This window comes from Butyrivibrio sp. FC2001, assembly GCF_000424125.1.
Taxonomy (GTDB): Bacteria; Bacillota; Clostridia; order Lachnospirales; family Lachnospiraceae; genus Butyrivibrio.
This window is the reverse complement of sequence record NZ_AUJH01000012.1, coordinates 1-22,890: the sequence shown is the minus strand read 5'-3', so window position 1 is coordinate 22,890 and position 22,890 is coordinate 1. Positions and strand designations below refer to the sequence as shown.

Genomic DNA, 22,890 nt, shown 5'->3' with positions numbered 1-22,890 from the left:
ATAATATCTTGACATGATGCATTGTGCGCAATATAATCAAGATAAATCAAATGCCTATGGCACGTAAACAAAATCATTTTTATAAAATATATTTGGAGGTCTACAATGGGATTTTATGATTATTCTGTAACTACTGCTAAAGGTGAAGAGTTTTCAATGGAGAACTATAAGGGCAAGGTTGTACTTGTTGTAAATACTGCAACAGGATGCGGTTTCACACCTCACTACAAGGATATCGAGGATATGTACGAGAAGTTCCACGATCAGGGCTTTGAGGTACTTGATGTTCCCTGCAATCAGTTCGCAGGCCAGACACCCGGAACTGACGATGAGATCCACGAGTTCTGCCAGCTTCATTACAATACAAAGTTTCCCCAGATGAAGAAGTCTGATGTCAACGGCGAAGATCAGCTTCCGCTCTTTAAATATTTAAAGGAGCAGAAAGGCTTCGAGGGCTTTGGTAAAGGACCTTCAGCCCTTGCAATGGGAGTTATGCTTAAGAAAATTGACAAGGATTATAAGAACAATCCTGATATCAAGTGGAATTTCACCAAGTTTGTCGTAGACAGAAACGGTGAAGTAGTAGCAAGATTCGAGCCCACCGAGAAGATGGAGAATGTTGCTGCGTGTGTTGAAAAGCTTATCTGAATTTTTGTAGTTTCATATTCCCCTCTTTTAAGAGAAACAGTAGCAACAGGCCACTGTTTCTCTTTAGTGGTTTTAAAAACGGATGAAAGGTTTTTACAGGGAGATATCTTATGAAGTATAGGAAAAACAGGCAGGGCGGAGACATATCTATTCTGGGATACGGTTGTATGCGTTTTACCAAAACAGCTACAGGCGCTATAGATATTGCCAAAGCCGAGAAGGAAATGATGAAGGCTTATGAGATGGGAGTAAATTACTACGATACGGCCTACATCTATCCCGGAAGTGAAGCAGCAGTCGGAGAAATCCTTGAGAAAAATAATATCCGTGACAAGATCCAGATTGCCACAAAGCTTCCCCAATATCTCATTGCAAGCAGAGCTGCCATAGATAAATATTTTGCTGAGCAGCTATCAAGGCTCCGCACCAATTATATCGACTATTATCTGATGCACATGCTTACAGATATAGAGGCCTGGAACAAGCTTAAGAAGCTGGGAATCGAGGAATGGATAAAGGAAAAGAAGGCATCGGGTGAGATAAGGCACATCGGATTCTCTTTTCATGGAAATACCGAGATTTTCATTGAGATACTAAATGCCTACGACTGGGATTTCTGTCAGATACAGTACAACTATCTCGATGAGGTGTCACAGGCTGGAAGGAAAGGCCTTGAGGCAGCAGGAGAAAAGGGTATTCCCGTAATCATCATGGAGCCTCTTAGAGGTGGAAAGCTGGTGGATCAGCTCCCTGAAAAAGCAAAGAAGCTTATTGCAGAGGATGAAAAGAAAAGAACAGCTCCTGAACTTGCTTTCAGGTGGCTGTGGGATCAGCCCCAGGTAACCTGCGTCCTTTCCGGAATGAATTCAGTAGAGATGGTGGAGGAAAACTGCCGCGTTGCATCAGAGGCAGAGGTAGGAGAGTTCACAGAAAAGGACTTTCAGCTTATAGAAGGTATAAAAAACAGCATAAATGAGCATTTGAAGGTGGGCTGCACCGGCTGCGGATACTGCATGCCCTGCCCGAGAGGTGTTGATATTCCAAGTACCTTCAGGTGCTACAATGCAATGTACATGGATGATAAGAAATCAGGTAGAGAAGAGTACCTTAGAGTTGTTGGCCTGAGGAAGGACACAGGACTTCCATCCCAGTGCGTAGCCTGCGGAAAATGCGAAAGTCATTGTCCACAGCACATTCATATCATAGAAGAGCTGAAAAAAGCAGACAGGGATTTAAGGCCTTTGCCGTATAAGATAGCTATAGCTTTTGCCAGAAAATTCCTATACAGAAAATGATTATTGATTTTTTATTACAAGTTAATATTTTTAAATAACGACATGGGATAGAATTAAGGCATAGTGGAAAAGTATACTATGCCTTATTTTTATGCAAAAATTCAGAGAATGCGCGAGGGAAACCTATGCCAAACCAAGTGAAGAAAACTGGCCCAAAAAAAGCAAAGTATGAAATTGGAAGTATTCCAAAGGGTATTCCCGGTGGATTTTTTATATATTGTGCAGACGGCGATGGTGAGATAGTTTTTGCTGATGAAAACATTGTTAAATTGTACGAATGTGACTCCTTTGAGGACTTCAGAAAGTTTACAGGCAATTCCTTTAAGGGAATGGTCTATCCTGAGGACTACAGTGCAATAGATGGCGAGATCAGCAAACAGACAGTATTTGGTGCCATGCGCCACGATTATGTGCGCTATCGTATAAAAACAAAGAAGGATAATATCAGATATGTGGAGGACTTCGGACACCTTGTTCACGGTGAGAACGGGGTCAGCTATTACTATGTCTATATAGTGGATATAGATCAGAATGAATTCTACAATCAGAATAAGAACAGCTATGCCGAGTCTCAGATCCTTGAGATGAACCAGGAGACCGATACTCTTACGGGAATGTGGAATCAGGCGCATTTTTACAGGGTTGTTCAGGAAAAAATGGCGGATCCTGACATAAGAGCTCAGGGAATAACTGTCATTTATTTTGATCTTAATCATTTCAAGCTTTTTAATGAAAAATATGGTTTCAAGAAGGGTGACGAGCTTTTGTATGAAATTGCAAGGAGGCTCTGGCATTCCTTCTTAGAGCGCATGGTTGCAAGATTTTCAGAGGATCATTTTGTAGTATGCACTCTCACCAGGGAAGTGGAGCCGATAGTCCTTAAGATCCACGAGGACATCGCAAAGCTTGTACCCGGTGCAAAGCTTGAGATAAAGGCCGGAATCTACAGAGTGGAAGAGGACTGCAACGATATAGGGCTTGCCTGCGACCACGCAAGACTTGCCTGCAAGAGCATTAAGACCAGATATGATACGCCTTACATTTTCTATAATGAGGCCATTCATTCAAAGCTCCAGATGCAGCAGTTCGTTCTTGATAATATAGACGACGCGGTCGAGCATGAAAATATCAAGGTTTTCTACCAGCCGGTAGTTCGCACAAGAACCGGTGAAATATGCGGCTATGAGGCCCTTGCAAGATGGAAGGACCCTGAAAAGGGGCTTATTTCTCCTGCAAGCTTTATTGATATCCTGGAGGAGCACAGACAGATTCACAAGCTTGATCTTTTTGTGCTGAAGAAGGTGTGCGAGGACTATGCAATGCTCCGTGACAGGGGAGAGATGCTGGTTCCCGTTTCTATCAATCTTTCCAGACTTGATTTCAATCTGTGCAATGTAATTGATGAGGTTGAAAAATGCAGGAAAGCCGTCGACATGCCTGTAAACATGATAGACATCGAGATTACAGAGAGTGCGCTGACAGATGATGATGCCCTTATAAAAAGGGAAATAGATCAGTTCAGAGAGCTTGGCTATCAGGTATGGATCGATGATTTCGGAACAGGATATTCTTCTCTTACAAATATACTTAATTATAAATTCGATACATTGAAGATCGACCTGGCCTTCCTTCGTCAGTACGACAAGAATCCCAGATCAGGAGCGGTGCTTGGATTTATCGTTCAGGCTGCCCACACTATGGGCCATGTGACGCTGACAGAGGGTGTTGAGACCGAGGAGCACTTCGAATTTTTAAAGACCATCGGCTGTGATAAGGCACAGGGATATCACTTCGGAAAACCGGAGCCCATGGAAGAAAGCCGAAAGTTTACGTCCTTTAGCGGAATGACCTGGGAAAAATATCAGCCTGAATAATTACTTTATTTTTATTCAAAATATGGTAAACTACTAGCAATTGTGTTAAACGGAATATTGCTGTAAGAGGAGGATGAAAAAATGTACGTTACATGTTTGGACCTGGAAGGTGTGCTTGTTCCCGAGATCTGGATCGCTTTTGCTGAGGCAACAGGAATCCCGGAGCTTAAGAGAACAACAAGAGATGAGCCTGATTATGACAAGCTCATGAAGTTCAGAATCGATATCCTTAAGGAGCACGGCCTTGGTCTTAAGGAGATTCAGGACACTATTGCTACTATCGATCCCCTGCCGGGCGCTAAGGAGTTCCTTGATGAGCTTCGTTCTATCACACAGGTTCTCATTCTGAGTGATACATTTACCCAGTTTGCTACACCTCTTATGAAGAAGCTTGGCTGGCCTACAATTTTCTGTAACAGTCTTGAGGTTGCAGATAACGGTGAGATCACAGGCTTTAAGATGCGCTGTGACAAGGGTAAGCTCACAACAGTAAAGGCTCTTCAGAGCATTGGCTTTGATACCATCGCCAGCGGTGACAGCTTTAACGACCTTGGTATGATCGAGGCAAGTAAGGCAGGCTTCCTGTTCAGAACAACTGATCAGATAAAGAAGGATTATCCTCAGTTCCCTGCATTTGAGAGCTATGATGAGCTTCTTGGTGCTATTAAGGAACAGCTTAAAAAGTAATAAAAATCTTTCAGGAGATTATTGATGAAACGGAATTACAAATTCACTCTCAGTTACGACGGAACCAGATTCTATGGATGGGAGAGACAGCCAAATAAGGATATGACCATACAGGGTAAGCTGGAGTCGGTTCTCACAAGAATGGTGGGACTTCCTGAGGGCGAATCCGTACAGGTCATAGGAGCCGGCAGAACTGATGCCGGAGTTCATGCAAGAGCAATGACTGCCAACGCCATGCTGGATACGGACATGACTGAGGAGGAGATTCAGAACTACATGAACACCTATCTTCCCGAGGACATAAGTATAAATGATGTGAGAGCCTGCTCAGACAGATTCCACAGCAGATACAACGCCCTTGGTAAGACCTACAGATATACCTGCTATTATGGCAATACAAAGCCTGTTTTCGACAGGAAATATGTTACGGTTCTGGATCAGAAGCCTGATGCGGAGCTTATGAGAAAGGGTGCCGAGTATATAATCGGAACCCACGATTTTAAGAGCTTTTGCGGAAATACCAGGATGAAAAAGTCCACCGTTCGCTGTGTGGACAACATCAAAATAGAGGAGAGCGGCCCCCAGATTAGGCTGTATTTCCACGGAAACGGCTTTTTGCAGAACATGGTAAGGATAATGACCGGAACTCTTCTGGAGGTTGGCTATGGCAACATAAAACCGGAAGAGATCGGAGCCATAATAGAAGCCTGTGACAGACAAAAAGCAGGCCCCACGGCACCGCCGCAAGGCCTTTGTCTCATGAAGGTTGATTACTAAAAAACAGAGCAGCTCGTCGCTGCTCTGTTTTCCTATGTCGGTTATTATAAATCAGATGCTACTGAGTAAGTAACGAGGTAGTCATCATATTCAGGAAGGAGCATACCGATTTCCTGAGTGTTTGAGCTGCCGCTTCTTAAGGAGTAGCCATAATCTCCGATATTTACTGTATCAAAAGCAACTGCTTCGCCGTTCTTAAAGAAGATGCTTCTTACGTTGATGCAGCCAACATCCTCAGAGGAATAGTTTGTTCCTGTTACTGCGAGGGCGCTGTCTATGCCTGCTTCAACATCAAAGCCTACTGCATCATATCTGCAGTTATCTGTTTCTTTCACGGTTATTTCGTAGGAGAATTCTGTTGCTTCTTCGATATCACTGTTTTTAAACTGGCCGTAAAGCATGAAGGACTGACCCTTTTTAACGGCAGAAGCACCGTCAGTTACGGATTTTACGGGATTACCGTTTGCCTTAAGGGCGTAAAACTTCGCAATTACAGACAGATCCTTGTCTGAAACGTTCTTAGCTACAACTACATATCTGGTATGAATCCCGTCGATATCGGAAATGAGGTATTCACCCTCGATCTTAATACCATCTGCAGTTTGATTTGCGGCGTATGAAATTATTGCTGAACTTGTGAACATGCTGATAATAACAGCGATTGCAATGATTAGACTGTAGATTCTCCTCATACCGGACACCTCCTGTTGCTTTGGTGTATTTAGAATATCAGACGACAATAAATATATCGTAAAGCAAATCTAAAAAATCTATATACTGGAGGGTTTTTGGCCTCCAAAATTTTTTGGAATATTTTGGTACATTTTAAGTATTGACAGTACGAAACTATTTTTTTGCTTTTTGTAGTTCTTAATATATGCTATAATCTAGTTTGGCTATGTGGATAGCCAGGTGTCTTTTTAGACATAACAGCAAGTTGGAAATGTGGTAATTTATATGGCAACGAACACGGAGGGTCAGGGATCAGGCGTGGATCGTTCCAGGCGAATCCGCTTTTTGAGGAGGTTGATCCTCGTATCTATTGCAGTTTCGTGCCTTATTCCTACGTGCATCTGTATTTTCCTTGTCATTCGAAACGGACATACCAGTAGAATGCTTAATAAAGCAAAGGAGGAGTTGTCCTGGTACGAAGAACATTATGGGGAGGAGCTTTTAGCAGGCGGTGAGATCGATGATCCGATAAAGCCCAAAGAGAACGGCTCTGAAGCTACAAAAGGAAATGACCAGGTGGAGGCTCCGGATACAGAAGACGGAGAGCCAATGGCAGAAGCAGAGGTCACAGGTGGCGCGGGGCAGGTTACGGCCGGAGATACAGCCATCGCAGAAGGACCGGATGAATGGGACGGAACAAGAAGAGTATACATAACCTTTGATGACGGGCCCAGCACATCAACAAATACAATACTAGATATACTCGACCAGTACGGTGTGAAGGCAACATTCTTTGTGACAGGTAAGGAAGGCAGCGAGTACGCTGAGGTGTACAAGCGTATTGCCAGCAGCGGACATACGATAGGAATGCACTCCTACAGTCACAAGTACAGCGAGCTTTATGAATCGCTGGGAAGTTTTTCTGCTGATCTTCATAAATTACAGACATTTTTGTATGAGACGACAGGAGTCTGGTCGAAGTATTACAGATTTCCGGGCGGAAGCTCCAACACAGTCAGCAATGTTCCGATGGATGAGCTGATAAAATATCTGGAGCTTGAGAATATTTCTTACTTTGACTGGAATGTAGCCAGCAGTGATGACAGAGCCGGAATCAATAAGGACATAATAGTGGCCAATGTCATGACGGGAGTGCCCAAGTTTCATGAGGCGATAATACTTCTGCATGATGCGCAGGATAAACAGGCCACGGTAGAAGCCTTGCCTGAGATTATCGAACAGATACAGGCGATGGATAACACAGTGATAGTTCCGATAACGGAGGATACGTTACCGGTTCAACATATCAGCAATTCTCAGTAAATATATAAACGGGAGGAAGAGAAAATGGGATTTTTTTCAGAGCTGAAAAGTGATCTCTCTCAGGCTGCAAAGACAATTTTGCCTGAGGAAGGTGATGATGCTAAGATCCTTGGGGAAGCTGCCGTAAAAGAAGCAGTTGTTAAGCCGAAGACAGAGGCTGAGGTAAAGAAGGACCTTAATGAGATGCTTGATCACCTTGATGAAATCAAGCTCGACGAAGGTGGGGCAGAAGAAGCGGCTAAGGAGCCGGAAGTAGTTGAAGAGGAAGTTAAGGAAGAGAAGGTTGAGGAAGTGGCAGTTGAACAGCCTGCTAAGCCTGTAATTCCTGAGACTCCCGTAGTTAAGGAGGAGGCTCCTGTAGTAATTCCTGAACCTGAAGAGGATGTGGAAGAGGAAGCCAGCTTCGAGGAGGAAGATACAGAGGATACAGTAGCTGACCTTGCAGCTTCTCTTAGCGCAATTGAGTCAATCGCTAAGGTAAAGGCTGAGGAGGCTCCTGTGTATGAAGAAAGACATACTACAAATTATAATAACAATGGGGGATTTGATACAATGGATATTCAGCAGCAGACACCTACAGATGAGACAGCCAGCATAACAGAGGGTATGAGGATTGTTGGTAATCTTGAGACAACAGGATCACTTGATCTTATTGGTAAGATTACAGGTAACGTTACATGCCTCGGTAAGCTCAATGTAACAGGCGAGATCGAGGGTGATTCAAAGGCAGCAGAGATTTACGCTGAGGCAGCAAGAATCACAGGTGAAGTCAGAAGTAACGGAAGTGTTAAGATTGGTCAGAGTACAGTAGTTATCGGTAACATCTTTGCTACAAGCGCTGTTATCGCAGGCGCTGTAAAGGGTGACATCGATGTTCCCGGCCCTGTAGTTCTTGATACAACTGCTATCGTTATGGGTAACATCAAATCACAGTCAGTACAGATTAACAATGGTGCCGTTATCGAAGGTAATTGCTCACAGTCTTACGCTGAGGTTAATCCTTCTGCATTCTTTGACGGACTTAAAGGACAGAGATAATGAGAATACTTTTAAAATTAAGTGGCGAAGCACTTGCAGGCCCGAACAAAACCGGTTTTCACGAGGACACAGTTCGCGGCGTGGCTTTGCAGGTAAAGAAGCTTGTTGACGATGGAACACAGGTAGGTATCGTTATTGGTGGCGGTAACTTCTGGAGAGGTCGCACAAGCGAGAATATCGACAGAGTTAAGGCAGACCAGATCGGTATGCTTGCAACTATTATGAACTGCATCTACGTTTCAGAGATTTTCAGAAGCGTAGGAATGATGACCAACATACTTACACCCTTTGAGTGTGGCTCTTTCACCAAGCTGTTTTCCAAGGACAGAGCCAACAAGTATTTTGAAAAGGGCATGGTAGTGTTCTTTGCAGGTGGTACAGGACATCCTTATTTCTCAACAGATACAGGTGCTACACTTCGTGCTATTGAGATCGAGGCAGATACAATCCTTCTTGCTAAGGCAGTAGACGGAGTATACGACAGCGATCCTGCTACCAATCCTAATGCAAAGAGATATGACACCATCAGCATTGATGAGGTTGTAGCTCAGAACCTTCAGGTTGTCGACATGACTGCTTCAATAATGGTAAAAGAGAACCATATTCCGATGAGGGTATTCGCACTTCAGGAAGAAAATAGTATAATAAAGGCAGCGAGTGGTGACTTCAACGGAACCACTGTTACAGCTTAAACTATAATCCGGAGGATGAGTGTATGAATGAAAAAGTAAAGCCTTATGAAGAAAAAATGACCAAAGCTTTTGACTTTCTTGCCAGCGAGCTTGCATCAATACGTGCAGGACGTGCTAATCCGCATGTTCTTGATAAGCTCAAGGTTGATTATTACGGAACACCCACACCTCTTCAGCAGGTTGGTAATGTTTCAATACCTGAAGCTCGTATGATCCAGATAGCACCTTGGGATAAGAGCCTTATAAAGGACATCGAGAAAGCTATCCTTGCTTCAGACATCGGTATCACACCCAGCAACGACGGTAGTGTTATCAGACTTATTTTTCCTGAGCTTACTGAGGAGCGCAGAAAGCAGCTCGCTAAGGATATCAAGAAAAAAGGCGAGGACGCTAAGGTTGCTGTAAGAAATATCCGCAGAGACGGTAATGATTCCTTTAAGAAGCTTAAGGGAACTGACGTGTCAGAGGATGAGATTGCTGAACTTGAGGAAGATCTTCAGAAGATGACAGATAAGTTCGTTAAGAAGATTGACGAAGCAGTAGAAGAAAAGAGCAAAGAGATCATGACTGTATAAAGTAATCACCTGGCGAGGGCATAGCCCGAGAGCAGAACTACCTTGTGAAAATGTCAAAAATTAAGAGCCTGTGGGTCATAGCACAGGCTCTAATTATACTACCGAACGAAATTGATTTACTGAATTATTCCCAATAGTGTACTGGAATTTCGTTCGCTAGTCGGGTGTATTGACACCTGAAATTATTAACAAGTATGCATTAGAGAAAAGCACTTAGGAGGTGCAATTTGGAAGAGAATAAAAAAATACCACAGCATGTAGCTATTATTCTTGACGGTAACGGAAGATGGGCAAAAGCCAAGGGACTTCCCAGAAACTACGGCCACAAGCAGGGCGCTAAGGCTGTAGAGGACATCCTTGTAGTAGCAAGAGATATGGGAATAAAGTACCTTACTGTTTACGCGTTCTCCACAGAGAACTGGAACAGACCCGAGACTGAAGTTTCAGCTCTTATGATGATCCTCAGAACATATCTTAAGAGCAGTATCAAGAAGTCCATGAAGAACAATGTGCGCTGCCAGGTTATCGGAGAGAGAAGCAGACTTTCCGATGATATCAATGCGGCAATTGATGAGCTTGAGACAGCTACTGCAGGTAATACAGGACTTACATTTACAATTGCGATCAATTACGGAAGCCGTGATGAGATAGTTCGCGCCGTAAGAAAGGTTGCAGATAAATGTAAAGCAGGCGAGATAAGCGCTGAAGAGATAACTGAGGATCTGATCAATCAGAATCTTGATACAGCTAATCTTCCTGATCCTGATCTTCTTATTCGCACCTGTGGTGAGCAGCGCCTCAGTAATTTCCTTCTGTGGCAGTGTGCTTATACTGAGTTTTACTATACAGATGTTGCATGGCCTGATTTTGATGAGGCGCAGCTTCAGATGGCGGTTGATGCTTATGGCAATCGTAACCGTAAATATGGCGGTCTTAATGACGCTGAATAAAAACTAATTCCTTATATGAGAGGATAAAATATGAAGACTAGAGTAATGAGTGGTGCCGTCCTTGTAGTTTTGCTTGTATTGACACTTGTAACCGGCGGTCTGATAACGGGAGGAGTACTCTTTTTAGTATCGATTATAGGATATAGAGAGCTCTCATTTGCCCTGGGGGTCTGCGGCGAGGATAAAAAGACAAATCTTCCTGAGCTGCTGGGGCTCGTGGCAGTCTGTGCTCATTATCTTGTAATGATGACCATCGGCTCTAACATGACCTTTTTTGTAGCTGTGATAATGGGATTATTTGTAGCTGAGGCGGCAGCCTTTGTGTTTAAGTATCCTGAATACAAATCCCATCAGCTGATAGGCTCTGTATTTTCATTTATTTATGCACCCATGATGCTTTCCTTTATCTATCTTCTTAGGATGTTCCCGACAGGAAAGTATCTTGCATGGCTTCCATTCATAGCATGGATTTGTGACACCTTTGCATACTTCACAGGCGTTGCATTCGGAAAGCACAAGCTTTGCCCTATACTTTCTCCCAAGAAGACCATTGAGGGAGCAGTCGGAGGAGTTGTAGGAAGCGTTCTTGCAGGTGTTCTTTTCGGATATGTATATGCAACCTATGCTGATCCGGGAATGGATGTTAAGAAGGCTATTATCAGCTTTGCGGTTATGACTCTTGTGGCTGGCATTATATCCCAGATTGGAGATCTTATCGCTTCCGGTATCAAGAGAGAACATGGCATTAAGGATTATGGTAATCTTATCCCCGGACACGGCGGAATAATGGATAGATTTGACAGTGTAATCTTCATTACACCGGCTATATATTTTTTATCACTACTGTTCTTACAGTAAATATGTGAGGTTTTATTTATGAAAAGAAAAATAATTCTTCTTGGATCAACCGGTTCAATAGGTACTCAGACCCTTGACGTTGCAAGGGCTAACCCTGACGATCTTAAGATTGTTGGTATCGCTGCCAATAAGAGCGTCGATAAGTTGGAGCAGCAGGTAAGGGAATTCAAGCCCAAATATGTTGCCATGTACGACGAGGAGGCAGCAAAGGAGCTTAAGGTAAAGCTTGCAGACCTTCCGGTTAAGATCTTTTCAGGAATGGAGGGACTTGTAGAGATTACGCAGGTTCCCGATGCAGATACAGTTCTTACAGCAGTTGTAGGTATGATCGGTATCAGACCTACCATGGCTGCAATTGAGAGCGGTAAGGATATTGCGCTTGCAAACAAGGAGACCCTTGTTACTGCAGGTCATATCATCATGCCCCTTGCTGCTAAGATGAACGTAAGCATTCTTCCTGTAGACAGTGAGCACAGTGCTATTTTCCAGTCACTTAACGGTGAGCCCAGGAACAAGCTTGAGAAGATCCTTCTTACAGCATCAGGTGGCCCTTTCAGAGGTAAAAAGCGCGATGAGCTCGCTAATATGACAGTTGATGATGCACTTAAGCACCCCAACTGGGATATGGGACCTAAGGTAACAATAGATTCCGCATCTTTAGTAAATAAGGGACTTGAGGTCATGGAGGCAAGATGGCTCTTTGACGTTTCACTTGATCAGATCCAGGTTGTAATACAGCCCCAGAGTATAATCCATTCAATGGTTCAGTTTGTGGACGGCGCTGTTATGGCTCAGCTTGGCGTGCCGGATATGAAGCTGCCTATTCAGTATGCGCTTTTCTATCCTGACAGAATGCCTATGAGCGAGGAGAGACTTGATTTCTTTGAGCTTTCACAGATCACCTTTGAAAAGCCCGACACAGATACATTTATGGGACTTAAGCTTGCTTATGACGCTGCAAGAGCAGGAGGAAGTATGCCTACAGTTTTCAATGCGGCTAATGAGATGGCAGTTAAGAAATTCATCAACAGAGAGATCAAGTTCCTTGAGATATACGATATGATCTCTGGAGCTATGGCTCATCACACAAGGATTGATAATCCTAATCTTGAAGAGATACTCAGAGCAGAAGCTGAGACCTATGAGTATCTCGGAAATAAATGATAAATCACAAATGTGAGGAACGTAAATGTTAGTAAGCGTTATTTTGTTTTTTATAATTTTCGGGGTACTTGTTACGACCCATGAGCTGGGACACTTCCTTATAGCCAAGGCAAACGGCATAAGAGTCCTTGAGTTCTTTATAGGAATGGGACCCATACTTTTTAAAAAGCAAAAGGGGGAAACTCTTTACAGCATAAGACTCCTGCCCATCGGCGGAGCCTGCAGATTTGAAGGCGAGGATGATATCGACGGAGAGGATCACAGCTATGACGAGAGATCCTTCCCCAATGCCAATGTCTGGGCCAGAATAGCAGTCCTTTTCGGAGGCCCCTTCTTTAATTTCATTACTGCGATGATTCTTGCGATAATCGTAGTTGCCAATGCACCCTGGGATTTTCCGGTGGTTTCTGGACTTACTGAAGAGAATTCCGCTGCAGCTGAGGCAGGACTTCAGGAGGGAGACCTCATCGTCTCTGTGGATGGCGAGAAGATTTATCTTGCTTCCGAGGTTTCTGTGATATCACAGTTCAGCCAGGGCGGAGTCATGAAGATCGACTTTGAGCGTGATGGCGAGCTTATGCACACAGAGCTTACACCTCATTATGATGAGGAGCAGGGCCGCTATTTCATGGGAGTGTACATAGGAAAATACGAGAGAATTACAGGACTTAAGATAATTCCTTATGCTTTCCATGACGTACTTTTCTACTTTAAGAGCACCTACAGAAGCCTTGCACTTCTTATTCAGGGAAGACTCTCAATGAGAGATGTTTCAGGCCCTGTTGGAATGGTGAAAATAGTTGATGATACCTACGAGGCAGTCAGTCCTTATGGTATCTCATCAGTGGTTCTCACCATGCTGGAGCTTATGATACTTCTGTCTGTGAACCTGGGAGTTATGAACCTTCTTCCCTTCCCGGCACTTGACGGCGGAAGACTGGTATTCCAGTTTATTGAGGTAGTAAGAGGTAAACCGGTTCCCAGAGAAAAGGAAGGAATGGTTCACCTTGTTGGAATGGTAGTACTAATGGCATTTATGCTTGTAGTTGTTATAAGTGATATTTCTAAGTTTATGAATTAAGGAGCGTATTATGGCATATAGGGATAATACTAAGGTTGTTCATATTGGGGATAAGGTCATCGGTGGCGGCAATCCTATCATGATTCAGTCAATGACTAACACACCTACTGAGGATGTGGAGAAAACCGTATCCCAGATTCTTGCACTTGAGGCAGCAGGCTGTGACATCGTCAGATGCACTGTTCCTAACCAGGAAGCTGCTGATGCTATCAAGAGTATAAAGAGCAGAATCCATATTCCGCTTGTTGCGGACATTCATTTTGACTACAAGATGGCTATTGCCGCAATGGAGAACGGTGCTGACAAGATCAGAATCAATCCCGGCAATATCGGATCAAAGGATAGAATCGAGGCAGTTGTTAAGACTGCCAAGGAGAGAAATATTCCTATCAGAGTAGGCGTTAACAGCGGATCTCTTGAGAAGGACCTTCTTGAAAAGTACGGCGGAGTTACAGCCGAGGGTCTTGTTGAGAGCGCTCTTGATAAGGTGCATATCATCGAGGATTTTGGCTATGACAATCTTGTTATCAGTATCAAATCCTCCAACGTTATGCTGTGCTTTGATGCACATAAAAAGCTTGCAGAGAAGACCAACTATCCGCTTCATGTAGGTATTACAGAGGCAGGAACTCTTTATGGTGGTAATATCAAATCCTCAATCGGACTTGGAATTATCTTAAATGAAGGTATAGGTGATACCATCCGTGTATCTCTGTCAGGCGATCCTACAGAGGAGATCAGAACAGCCAAGATGATACTTAAGACCCTTGGTCTTAGAAAGGGCGGAATCGAAGTTGTTTCCTGTCCTACCTGCGGAAGAACCAAGATCAATCTCATCGGCCTTGCCAATGATGTTGAGAAGATGGTTCAGGAATTCCCGCTTGATATCAAGGTTGCAGTTATGGGCTGCGCTGTAAACGGACCCGGTGAAGCAAGAGAAGCAGATATAGGCGTCGCAGGCGGAATCGGAGAAGGACTCCTTATTAAGCACGGCGAAGTTATTAAAAAGGTTCCCGAGGCAGAGCTTATCAATGCCCTCCGGGAAGAATTAGTAAATTGGAAGTAAAATAGCCTCCTCCCTCAGGGAGAAGGTGTCGGCGTAGCCGACGGATGAGGGTTAAAACGGTATGAGAAAACCATTTCTTGAGGTGTTTCAGACATTAAAACTGGACCCACACACAAAAGAAGAACTGTCAGATGTGCAGGTCGAGAAGATATCCACAACGGAGAAAAAGGATCTCGTACGCATATATCTATCCAGTAATCGCCTTATCGATAAGGCAGATGTTGTAAAGGCAGAGAAGGAAATCAAAAACCAGCTCTTTAAGGAGACCAACCTTACGGTTAAGATTTACGAGCGATTTTACCTTTCTGCCCAGTACACTCCACAGAACCTGTTGGATATGTACAAGGACAGTATTCTTCTTGAATTCAAAAACTACGATCCAATAGAATATACGATTTTAAAATCCGCAGACTTCTCATTTCCGGAATCAGACAGAGTTGAACTGGTTCTTGAGGAGTCTGTTATTGCTGAGAAAAAAAGCAGCGACATCCAGCGCATTTTAGAGAAGATTCTAAATGACCGCTGCGGTTTTGCTGTAAAAATGGATGTCTCCTATAAAAAGGCAACGACAAAGAAGAAGGAAGTTGACTATTCCAAGGAAACAACCAAGCTTGCAAGAAAGCTCGAAGCTGCGGAGGAACAGTCAGAGCAGAAGCACAGAGAGAAGGATGCTGCCAAGGCAGCTGAAGCAGGTGCAGCCAAGACGGAGAGTAAGCCCGCAGAGAAGGCTGCTGCAAAGCCCGCAGGCTCAGAGAGTAAGTTTGGAAACAGAGGTAAAGCCGGTGCAGGCGGAGGAAGCAAATTCTTTAAGAAGGGCTCCGCAAGCAGCTTTAAGCGCTCAGACGATCCCAATATCATCTACGGAAGAGATTTCGAGGATGATACCATCAACATCGAAGAAATTGTTGGTGAGATGGGTGAAGTTACCGTCAGAGGTCAGGTAATAAGCTACGAAAGACGAGACATCAGAAATGAGAAGGCAATCCTTATCTTCTCAATGACTGACTTTACCGATACCATAACCTGTAAGGTATTTGCAAAGCAGGAGAATGTTCCCGAGCTTGAACAGGACATCAGGAAAGGGGCATTTCTTAAGGTGCGCGGAATTGCCATGGTCGATAAGTTTGACCATGAGGTTACAATCCAGAGTGTTGCGGGAATCCGCAAGATACCTGACTTTACCACCAAGCGTGTGGACGAGGCAGAGTTCAAGAGAGTCGAGCTCCACTGCCACACCAAGATGTCCGATATGGACGGTGTATCTGAGGTTAAGGACATTGTTAAGCAGGCATACAAATGGGGAATGCCCGGTGTTGCCATTACAGACCACGGCGTAGTTCAGGCCCTTACTGATGCCAACCACGCCTGGGAGGATCTCTGGAAGGAGGAAAAATCAAGACGCAAGGAGGCCGGTGATAAGAATCCTGACAGGCAGGACTTTTTCAAGGTTATTCAGGGCGTCGAGGGTTATCTTGTCGATGACCTTAAGGAGATAGTAATAAATAACAAGGGGCAGAAGGTTGCAGGCTCTACCTTTGTAGTATTCGATATAGAGACCACTGGCTTTTCTCCAGTTAATAATAAGATCATAGAGATCGGTGCCGTTAAGATGACGGACGGTGTTATCACTGACCGTTTTTCAGAGTTCATTGATCCCAAGGAGCCTATTCCCTTCAGAATCACAAGACTTACCAGCATCACTGATGACATGGTAATGGGATGTCCCACAAGGGATGAGATAATCCCGAGGTTCGTGGAGTTCTGCGGCGATGCTATTTTGGTAGGCCATAACGTAGGCTTCGATATCAGCTTTATAAATGAAAACTGCAAGCAGCTCGGTATAGACGTGGATTACACTACGGTCGATACCATGGGACTTTCCCGTGCATTTTTCCCGAGACAGGCTAAGCACAATCTGGATGCACTGTGTAAGACTCTGGGCGTCGTAAATGAGCACCATCACCGTGCGGTTGATGATGCTGAGTGTACTGCCAAGATTTTCCAGAAGTTCATGCCTATGCTGGAGGAGGAAGGCGCAGATGACCTCAACAAGGTGAATGCCCTCGGAGCCTCCAATCCTGAGATTGTTAAGCACTTAAGGACTCACCATATCATTCTTCTTGCGAAGAATACAGTTGGCCGCGTGAATCTCTATACCCTTGTAAGTAAATCCCATGTGGATTACTTCAGCAGATTCCCGAGAATACCTAAGAGTGAGCTTATAAAATACAGAGAGGGCCTTATCATAGGCTCTGCTTGCTGTGCAGGTGAGCTCTACGGCGCTGTGGTTGAGGGAAGAGCAGAGGACGAGATAGCAAAAATTGTTGATTTCTACGACTATCTTGAGATTCAGCCTGTTGCAAACAACCACTTCATGGTGGACTCAGAGCGCTATGAGGATATCAATTCCGATGATGATATCAGGGAGATCAATAAGAGGATCGTCAAGCTGGGAGAGCAGTATGGCAAGCCTGTTGTTGCTACCTGTGACGCTCACTTCTTAAATCCTGATGATGAGATATACAGAACCGTTATCATGGCAGGTAAGGGTATGAACGAGGAAGAGCCGGCGCCGCTTTTTGTGCGTACTACTGCGGAGATGCTTGCTGAGTTTGATTACCTTGGTGCTGCCAAGGCCAACGAGGTTGTAATAGAGAACACCAGAGATATCCTCAGAAGGTGCGACAGTATTTCTCCTGTGCGCCCTGATAAATGCCCTCCTGTCATCGAGGACAGTGACGGAATTCTCACAAGAATCTGTTACGACAAGGCTCATGAAATCTACGGTGAGAAACTTCCCGAGATAGTTGAGGAGAGACTTGAGAGAGAGCTTAACTCAATTATTAAAAATGGTTTCGCCGTTATGTATATCATTGCTCAGAAGCTGGTTTGGAAGTCCGTGGAGGACGGGTACCTGGTTGGATCCCGTGGTTCCGTAGGATCTTCCTTCGTTGCCTTCGCTTCAGGTATTACCGAGGTTAATTCACTTTCACCTCACTATGTATGCCCGAAGTGTAAATACAGCGATTTTGATTCCGAGGAGGTTCTGGCATACGGCGGTAATTCAGGCTGCGACATGCCTGATAAGAGATGCCCCAAGTGCGGACATATGATGAATAAGGATGGCTTCGACATTCCTTTCGAGACCTTCCTTGGATTTAAGGGTGATAAGGAGCCTGATATCGACCTTAACTTCTCCGGTGAGTATCAGTCAAAGGCTCATAAGTATACGGAGGTTATTTTCGGTTACGGTCAGACCTTCCGTGCGGGAACCATAGCGGGTCTTGCGGATAAGACTGCCTACGGCTTTGTTAAGAAATACTATGACGGTCTCGGTGTTGGAAAAAGAAGATGCGAGATCGATAGAATTACGCAGGGCTGCATCGGTATCAGAAGAGGTACAGGTCAGCACCCCGGTGGTATCATAGTTCTTCCTGTGGGTGAGGATATTAACTCCTTTACTCCGGTTCAGCATCCTGCAAACGATATGACTACCGCAACCATAACAACACACTACGATTATCACTCAATCGATCATAACCTGCTAAAGCTTGATATTCTGGGACATGATGATCCTACCATGATCAGATTTCTTCAGGATTGTACCGGACTTGATCCCAAGACGGTGCCTCTTGATGACCATAATGTTATGGAGCTTTTCATGAGTACCAAGTCTCTTAATATCAGTCCTGACCAGATTGGTGGTACGAAGCTTGGCTGTCTTGGACTTCCTGAGTTTGGTACTGATTTCGCTATGCAGATGGTTATCGATGCGCAGCCCACATCGCTGTCGCATCTTATCAGAATTTCAGGTCTGTCCCACGGAACCGACGTGTGGCTGGGTAATGCCCAGACGCTCATCCAGGAGGGCAAGGCTACGATCGATACCTGTATCTGTTGTCGAGATGACATCATGATATATCTTATTCAGAAGGGAATGGATAAATCACTTTCCTTCAAGACCATGGAGTCAGTTCGTAAGGGTAAGGGCTTAAAGCCCGAGATGGAATCAGCCATGATAGAGGTTGGAGTTCCCGACTGGTACATCTGGTCCTGCAAGAAGATCAAGTACATGTTCCCTAAGGCCCATGCTGCCGCTTACGTTATGATGGCGTGGCGTATAGCATATTTCAAGGTTTATGTGCCTCAGGCGTTTTACGCTGCATGGTTCTCAATTAGAGCTAAGGCTCTTAACTATGAGCACATGTTCCAGGGAGAGGGCACCCTTAAGATGTGGATGAACACATACCGCGCCAAGGGAGATGAGATGACCAACGCGGAGCAAAACGAGCTTGCCGCAATGAGACTTGCTGAGGAGATGTATGAGCGTGGCATAGAGGTTATGCCTATTGATATCTTCAAGGCTGCATCCAGATCCTTCCAGGTATTTGGAGATAAGATAATGCCCAGCCTTCTTAGCATAGATGGCCTTGGTGAAAAAGCTGCCGACCAGATAGTTGAAGCATGTAAGGATGGCGCCTTTATTTCAAAGGACGACTTTAAGCAGAGGACAAAATGCCCTCAGGCTGTTGTTGATAAAATGGCTGATATGGGACTTCTTGGAGATATTCCGGAATCCAACCAGATCAGTATATTTGATTTTATGAAGGGATAAATGGGATTATGCCCTTTTGAAGAATGGGATCCAGCTCTTCTGCACGTACTGGTCTGCTGAAGAGATATCCCTGCATCTTCTTTATTCCCATCTGCCTAAGCAGCTGGTACTGGGCCTCGTTCTCTACACCTACTGCGGCGATGGTTATGCCCATGGCAGATGCGAGACCTGTTATGGACTCAATAAGGATTCTCATGGTCTCATCCGTTTCGGCGGAGGAGATGAGATTTCTGGACAGTTTTATGTAGTTGACACCGCAGGTCATAACATAAGCAAGATTTATACTGCTGCCTCCAAAATCGTTGAGGCTGAGCTTAAAGCCATAGTGATGGAAGGCTTCCAGCGTATCTCTTGAAGAGCTGGAGGATTCCATCATGATATCCGTGGAAATATCCAGGATAATCTTTTTTACATCAAGTTCGAATTCGGCACTAAGGCGCTCTAATGCCTCAATAAATTCCGCGTCGATCATTTGCTGCGCCGCAAGATTTATTGTAAGAGCGATGTTGGTGCCGTATTTTTTATTCCATTTTGATACGGTTTCAAAGGAATCCCGTACAATCCATATTCCAAGGGCTGATAAAACACCGCATTCCTCTGCCACAGGAATGAGGTCGGCAGGAGATACGTTTTCCATATCACCCTTAAGGTGCGGGAAAACCTCAACTCCTAATATTTCTCCGGAGTCTGCGTCCACCTGAGGCTGATAATGAAGCACATAGTCCTTATCGGGAGCTGCATTCTCCACAGTCTTTCTTATGAGCTGCTTTCTGGATATCTGCTCACTCATTTTTACATCAAAGAATTTGCAGCCATCTTTATTTCCGCTCTTTTTTACCATATACATGGCATTATCGGCGTAATTAAGAAGGAGTCCTAAGGTTGTAGCATCGTCCGGATAAATGGCAACACCGATGCTGGCTGAGAGATTGAAGATATAATTATCAAAAATGATAGGTGTATTAAACAGTTTTCTTATAGAATCGGCAGCATTCTCTGCTTCTGAAATATCACTGATTCCATTTAAAATAATCAGGAATTCATCGCCGCCCATTCGGAATGCTCTGTAATCAGAAGGAAGTCGGCCAAGCCTTTTTCCTATTTCCTTTAACACTTCATCACCCATCTCATGACCATAGGTGTCGTTAACAGGCTTAAAGTGATTAAGATCCGTGCAAAAAACAGCAAATTTCTCATTGGAAGAAGCATTTTCGCCAATCATTTTTTCTATATATTCAGTGGCAGAGCGTCTGTTTAGAAGTCCTGTGAGCGCATCTGTGGAGGATAGAACATGAAGCTGATCATTTGCTGACTCGAGGTCCTGAGTCTTTTCCTTTATACGCTCCTCAAGCTTGGCATTCTGCTCCTTCTGGCTGTTTATAAGCTCTTCGTTCAGGTACTGGGAATGAAGGGCGTAATTGGTTATGAGATATGAGAGCAGCGTGATCAGGATATACATTCCCAAGGACTGGGGCAAAAAGCTTGTTGAGATCATGATAATATCTACAAGTATCATGCACAGGATAAATACAAACCTGCTCCTTGTGGCCTTTTTTGAGAAGTCTCTTTTCCTGAATTCAAAATCGTAGTTCTTGATGATCTGGAAGGTAGTACCTACTCCCATGAAAATTATGAAAACAATATAGAGAAGATTTGTGAAATCACTTTCTGCATCAATGCCCTGCGCCAGAAGGAAGTTATATCTTATATCCAGGGCAGAGTAGCAGAAAACGCCAATATTTGTAATGAATGGACCTTTGAAGATGTTTTTTATACCGATATGGATGGCGAGTTCAAAGCACATCATCATAACGAAAAAGCTCACGAAAAAGAAAATGAGCTGAGTCCAGTGAATGTGATCATGGGTGTCATCCGAAGCATAGAGGTGGAGCCTTAAAATGAGAACAAAAAAAGAAATAGCAAAGCAGAGGGAGTTAGCAAGAAGAAATGCCATCTCTATCCTGGAATTAGAGAGCTTATACAGCATATATATGGTAATACATGCAGCAAGGCATCCGTTAGGCAGCATGTAGATGAATTCTGTGGTAGCTGATAGTAATTCAGAATCCGGAAAAACGAAATCATTTAAAAGAAATAGAATATCTCCGACAAACCATAGGAATATTCCAAGGGCCATAGCAACAGAGGACCACATGAATTGCCCGAGTCTTTTTAACTCGGATATCAGTAATATGAGTACTAAGCCTACAGTAATGGGAGAGAACAGATCTATTAAAAATGCGTTCTTAAGAAGAGTACTGATAAAGTACACTGCGAATGAAAATGCTATTAAGTAGAGTAGAACTTTTTCCCGTTTCTTAAGCATTTTTACAAGCTCCTTATGTCTAAAAAAGCGCTATTTCTGCGAAAAAAACACGGGTTTTAAGCTGCATAGATATTATATCATAAATTTTTTTCAAAAAGTACTTGCATTTATTCTCGACTTGTAATAATATAATCAAGTCGCCAAACGAAAGGCGAAACAAAACACTATATGGCTCGTTGGTCAAGCGGCTAAGACGCTGCCCTCTCACGGCAGAATCAGCGGTTCGATTCCGCTACGAGCTACTGAATCCCAAATCACAATTGTGATTTGGGATTATCTTTATTTTAATAAATTATATATCTTTATTTCTTATATTTTTTTCCATGATTTTTTATATAAAGTTAATAGTTTTTTCTCTTAAGCTCTCCTAGCATGAAATAAAGAAAAATCAGAAAAGCAAAAGAAAATCCATGCAAATGGATACTTCAATGTTTTGCAAAAACGACAGGAACTTGATGGCCATTTGTATTCAGAGCGAGTAGCAAACAGCAATATGTTCGGCACAAGGAACAGTGGGCTGGCTCATAAGAAACGAAATGTAGTTGTTTCCTGTCATAAAAGAAATGTTTTGTACATAGAATTCTATATTTCTTCAAGTAAAGCAAAGGATGTAGAATTTGAATTTTCCATTGAATAACGAAAAGATGGGGGATAACCTCTTCAACATAAAAAGAGAAGTCGTCGTGACTTCTCTTTTTAAATGATTTTTTATAATAAAAAACCCAAATCACAATTGTGACTTGGGATATAGGGTTGGGCTGTTTACACAGTCAGTAGCTCGTAGCGGAATCGAACCGCTGATTCTGCCGTGAGAGGGCAGCGTCTTAGCCGCTTGACCAACGAGCCATATTTTTGTTTGCTTGTCTTGCGACAGCTTGTTTATACTATTATATTTCCGGAATAATTGCAAGCCTTTTTTGAAAAAAATTTAACTTCTCGGGAGTTTGACAGTTAAATTATATCAGAAGTACTTACAGGCCACAGCTGGTCTGTATTTTTTTGTCAAATTTATATTCTTAATATATAGTAATATATAGCGATATGTGTTATAATAAGGGCTGGGGGATAATTATTATGAAGCTTACAATCTCAAAGTCCAAAAACTCAGAATCGTTTTATATTTCAAAATCCTATATCGATAATTCGGGCAAGAGCACAACTGCTACTGTTCGCAAACTCGGCACTCTATCAGAACTATTAAAGGATCATGGGCCTACTCGTGATGATGTTATTGCATGGTGTAAGAGTG

17 protein-coding genes, 2 tRNA genes and 1 pseudogene are annotated in these 22,890 nt (G+C 43.6%); 17 read left to right on the top strand and 3 right to left on the bottom strand.

Annotated features, from left to right (window positions below; translation table 11 throughout):
* Nucleotides 1-105: 105 nt before the first annotated feature.
* From G601_RS0105995 to truA, 5 genes are all read left to right on the top strand, one after another.
* A complete protein-coding gene (locus tag G601_RS0105995) occupies nucleotides 106-648 on the top strand; it encodes a glutathione peroxidase (RefSeq protein ID WP_026664806.1) in 543 nt (180 codons plus the stop codon).
* Between the two features lie 110 nt (nucleotides 649-758).
* Nucleotides 759-1,943, top strand: coding sequence for an aldo/keto reductase (locus G601_RS0105990; protein ID WP_026664805.1), 1,185 nt, complete (start codon nucleotides 759-761; stop codon nucleotides 1,941-1,943).
* Between the two features lie 125 nt (nucleotides 1,944-2,068).
* Nucleotides 2,069-3,817 carry a bifunctional diguanylate cyclase/phosphodiesterase gene (locus tag G601_RS22165; protein WP_051205637.1) on the top strand — a complete coding sequence of 583 codons (1,749 nt, stop codon included), beginning with the start codon at nucleotides 2,069-2,071 and terminating at the stop codon, nucleotides 3,815-3,817.
* An 81-nt stretch (nucleotides 3,818-3,898) separates the two neighbouring features.
* Nucleotides 3,899-4,504: a bifunctional phosphoserine phosphatase/homoserine phosphotransferase ThrH gene (gene thrH, locus G601_RS0105980; protein ID WP_026664804.1), complete on the top strand. Its 606-nt coding sequence runs from the start codon at nucleotides 3,899-3,901 to the stop codon at nucleotides 4,502-4,504.
* Between the two features lie 24 nt (nucleotides 4,505-4,528).
* The gene (gene truA, locus G601_RS0105975) at nucleotides 4,529-5,281 is read left to right on the top strand and encodes a tRNA pseudouridine(38-40) synthase TruA (RefSeq protein WP_026664803.1); all 753 of its coding nucleotides are present in this window, start codon (nucleotides 4,529-4,531) and stop codon (nucleotides 5,279-5,281) included.
* Between the two features lie 44 nt (nucleotides 5,282-5,325).
* Here the strand turns inward: truA and G601_RS0105970 are convergent, their stop codons facing one another.
* A complete protein-coding gene (locus G601_RS0105970; RefSeq protein ID WP_026664802.1) occupies nucleotides 5,326-5,973 on the bottom strand; it encodes a hypothetical protein in 648 nt (215 codons plus the stop codon).
* 265 nt (nucleotides 5,974-6,238) lie between these two features.
* Between G601_RS0105970 and G601_RS24785 the strand changes: the two genes are divergently transcribed.
* The 10 genes from G601_RS24785 (at nucleotide 6,239) to G601_RS0105920 (ending at nucleotide 19,315) form a co-directional block, all read left to right on the top strand.
* Nucleotides 6,239-7,276, top strand: coding sequence for a polysaccharide deacetylase family protein (locus G601_RS24785; RefSeq protein WP_081673406.1), 1,038 nt, complete (start codon nucleotides 6,239-6,241; stop codon nucleotides 7,274-7,276).
* A gap of 24 nt (nucleotides 7,277-7,300) precedes the next feature.
* Nucleotides 7,301-8,314: a polymer-forming cytoskeletal protein gene (locus G601_RS26770; RefSeq protein ID WP_026493365.1), complete on the top strand. Its 1,014-nt coding sequence runs from the start codon at nucleotides 7,301-7,303 to the stop codon at nucleotides 8,312-8,314.
* Nucleotides 8,314-9,006: a UMP kinase gene (gene pyrH / locus G601_RS0105955; RefSeq protein ID WP_035787258.1), complete on the top strand. Its 693-nt coding sequence runs from the start codon at nucleotides 8,314-8,316 to the stop codon at nucleotides 9,004-9,006. The genes G601_RS26770 and pyrH overlap by 1 nt, the downstream gene beginning before the upstream one ends.
* 23 nt (nucleotides 9,007-9,029) lie before the next feature.
* The gene (gene frr, locus G601_RS0105950) at nucleotides 9,030-9,581 is read left to right on the top strand and encodes a ribosome recycling factor (protein WP_026493367.1); all 552 of its coding nucleotides are present in this window, start codon (nucleotides 9,030-9,032) and stop codon (nucleotides 9,579-9,581) included.
* 227 nt (nucleotides 9,582-9,808) lie between these two features.
* Nucleotides 9,809-10,531, top strand: a complete 723-nt coding sequence (locus tag G601_RS0105945; protein ID WP_026493368.1) for an isoprenyl transferase — start codon at nucleotides 9,809-9,811, stop codon at nucleotides 10,529-10,531.
* 30 nt (nucleotides 10,532-10,561) lie between these two features.
* Nucleotides 10,562-11,389, top strand: coding sequence for a phosphatidate cytidylyltransferase (locus G601_RS0105940; protein WP_026664801.1), 828 nt, complete (start codon nucleotides 10,562-10,564; stop codon nucleotides 11,387-11,389).
* An 18-nt stretch (nucleotides 11,390-11,407) separates the two neighbouring features.
* Nucleotides 11,408-12,553 carry a 1-deoxy-D-xylulose-5-phosphate reductoisomerase gene (gene dxr, locus G601_RS0105935; RefSeq protein ID WP_026664800.1) on the top strand — a complete coding sequence of 382 codons (1,146 nt, stop codon included), beginning with the start codon at nucleotides 11,408-11,410 and terminating at the stop codon, nucleotides 12,551-12,553.
* Nucleotides 12,554-12,578: 25 nt separating this feature from the next.
* Nucleotides 12,579-13,634: an RIP metalloprotease RseP gene (gene rseP / locus G601_RS0105930; protein WP_026664799.1), complete on the top strand. Its 1,056-nt coding sequence runs from the start codon at nucleotides 12,579-12,581 to the stop codon at nucleotides 13,632-13,634.
* Nucleotides 13,635-13,644: 10 nt separating this feature from the next.
* Entirely contained in the window at nucleotides 13,645-14,700 is a 1,056-nt protein-coding gene (gene ispG / locus G601_RS0105925) for a flavodoxin-dependent (E)-4-hydroxy-3-methylbut-2-enyl-diphosphate synthase (protein WP_026664798.1), read from the top strand.
* 61 nt (nucleotides 14,701-14,761) lie between these two features.
* The gene (locus tag G601_RS0105920; protein ID WP_026664797.1) at nucleotides 14,762-19,315 is read left to right on the top strand and encodes a PolC-type DNA polymerase III; all 4,554 of its coding nucleotides are present in this window, start codon (nucleotides 14,762-14,764) and stop codon (nucleotides 19,313-19,315) included.
* Here the strand turns inward: G601_RS0105920 and G601_RS0105915 are convergent.
* Nucleotides 19,302-21,641 (bottom strand): putative bifunctional diguanylate cyclase/phosphodiesterase, encoded by a 2,340-nt coding sequence (locus tag G601_RS0105915; protein WP_081673405.1) that lies wholly within the window; start codon nucleotides 21,639-21,641, stop codon nucleotides 19,302-19,304. The two genes, G601_RS0105920 and G601_RS0105915, sit on opposite strands and share 14 nt — an antisense overlap.
* Before the next feature lie 170 nt (nucleotides 21,642-21,811).
* Here G601_RS0105915 and G601_RS0105905 point away from each other — a divergent pair.
* Nucleotides 21,812-21,883 (top strand) — tRNA-Glu (locus G601_RS0105905).
* A 532-nt stretch (nucleotides 21,884-22,415) separates the two neighbouring features.
* Here G601_RS0105905 and G601_RS0105900 read toward each other — a convergent pair.
* Nucleotides 22,416-22,487, bottom strand: a tRNA-Glu gene (locus G601_RS0105900).
* A 228-nt stretch (nucleotides 22,488-22,715) separates the two neighbouring features.
* Between G601_RS0105900 and G601_RS27420 the strand changes: the two are divergent.
* A pseudogene (locus tag G601_RS27420) lies at nucleotides 22,716-22,890 on the top strand (IS1634 family transposase); the annotation flags it as partial.

What these genes read in the sequence shown, in the direction of transcription:
- G601_RS0105995 (WP_026664806.1), top strand. Translation starts at nt 106, where the DNA reads ATGGGATTTTATGATTATTCTGTAACTACTGCTAAAGGTGAAGAGTTT.
- G601_RS0105990 (WP_026664805.1), top strand. Translation starts at nt 759, where the DNA reads ATGAAGTATAGGAAAAACAGGCAGGGCGGAGACATATCTATTCTGGGA.
- G601_RS22165 (WP_051205637.1), top strand. Translation starts at nt 2,069, where the DNA reads ATGCCAAACCAAGTGAAGAAAACTGGCCCAAAAAAAGCAAAGTATGAA.
- thrH (WP_026664804.1), top strand. Translation starts at nt 3,899, where the DNA reads ATGTACGTTACATGTTTGGACCTGGAAGGTGTGCTTGTTCCCGAGATC.
- truA (WP_026664803.1), top strand. Translation starts at nt 4,529, where the DNA reads ATGAAACGGAATTACAAATTCACTCTCAGTTACGACGGAACCAGATTC.
- G601_RS0105970 (WP_026664802.1), bottom strand. Translation starts at nt 5,973, where the DNA reads ATGAGGAGAATCTACAGTCTAATCATTGCAATCGCTGTTATTATCAGC.
- G601_RS24785 (WP_081673406.1), top strand. Translation starts at nt 6,239, where the DNA reads ATGGCAACGAACACGGAGGGTCAGGGATCAGGCGTGGATCGTTCCAGG.
- G601_RS26770 (WP_026493365.1), top strand. Translation starts at nt 7,301, where the DNA reads ATGGGATTTTTTTCAGAGCTGAAAAGTGATCTCTCTCAGGCTGCAAAG.
- pyrH (WP_035787258.1), top strand. Translation starts at nt 8,314, where the DNA reads ATGAGAATACTTTTAAAATTAAGTGGCGAAGCACTTGCAGGCCCGAAC.
- frr (WP_026493367.1), top strand. Translation starts at nt 9,030, where the DNA reads ATGAATGAAAAAGTAAAGCCTTATGAAGAAAAAATGACCAAAGCTTTT.
- G601_RS0105940 (WP_026664801.1), top strand. Translation starts at nt 10,562, where the DNA reads ATGAAGACTAGAGTAATGAGTGGTGCCGTCCTTGTAGTTTTGCTTGTA.
- dxr (WP_026664800.1), top strand. Translation starts at nt 11,408, where the DNA reads ATGAAAAGAAAAATAATTCTTCTTGGATCAACCGGTTCAATAGGTACT.
- rseP (WP_026664799.1), top strand. Translation starts at nt 12,579, where the DNA reads ATGTTAGTAAGCGTTATTTTGTTTTTTATAATTTTCGGGGTACTTGTT.
- ispG (WP_026664798.1), top strand. Translation starts at nt 13,645, where the DNA reads ATGGCATATAGGGATAATACTAAGGTTGTTCATATTGGGGATAAGGTC.
- G601_RS0105920 (WP_026664797.1), top strand. Translation starts at nt 14,762, where the DNA reads ATGAGAAAACCATTTCTTGAGGTGTTTCAGACATTAAAACTGGACCCA.
- G601_RS0105915 (WP_081673405.1), bottom strand. Translation starts at nt 21,641, where the DNA reads ATGCTTAAGAAACGGGAAAAAGTTCTACTCTACTTAATAGCATTTTCA.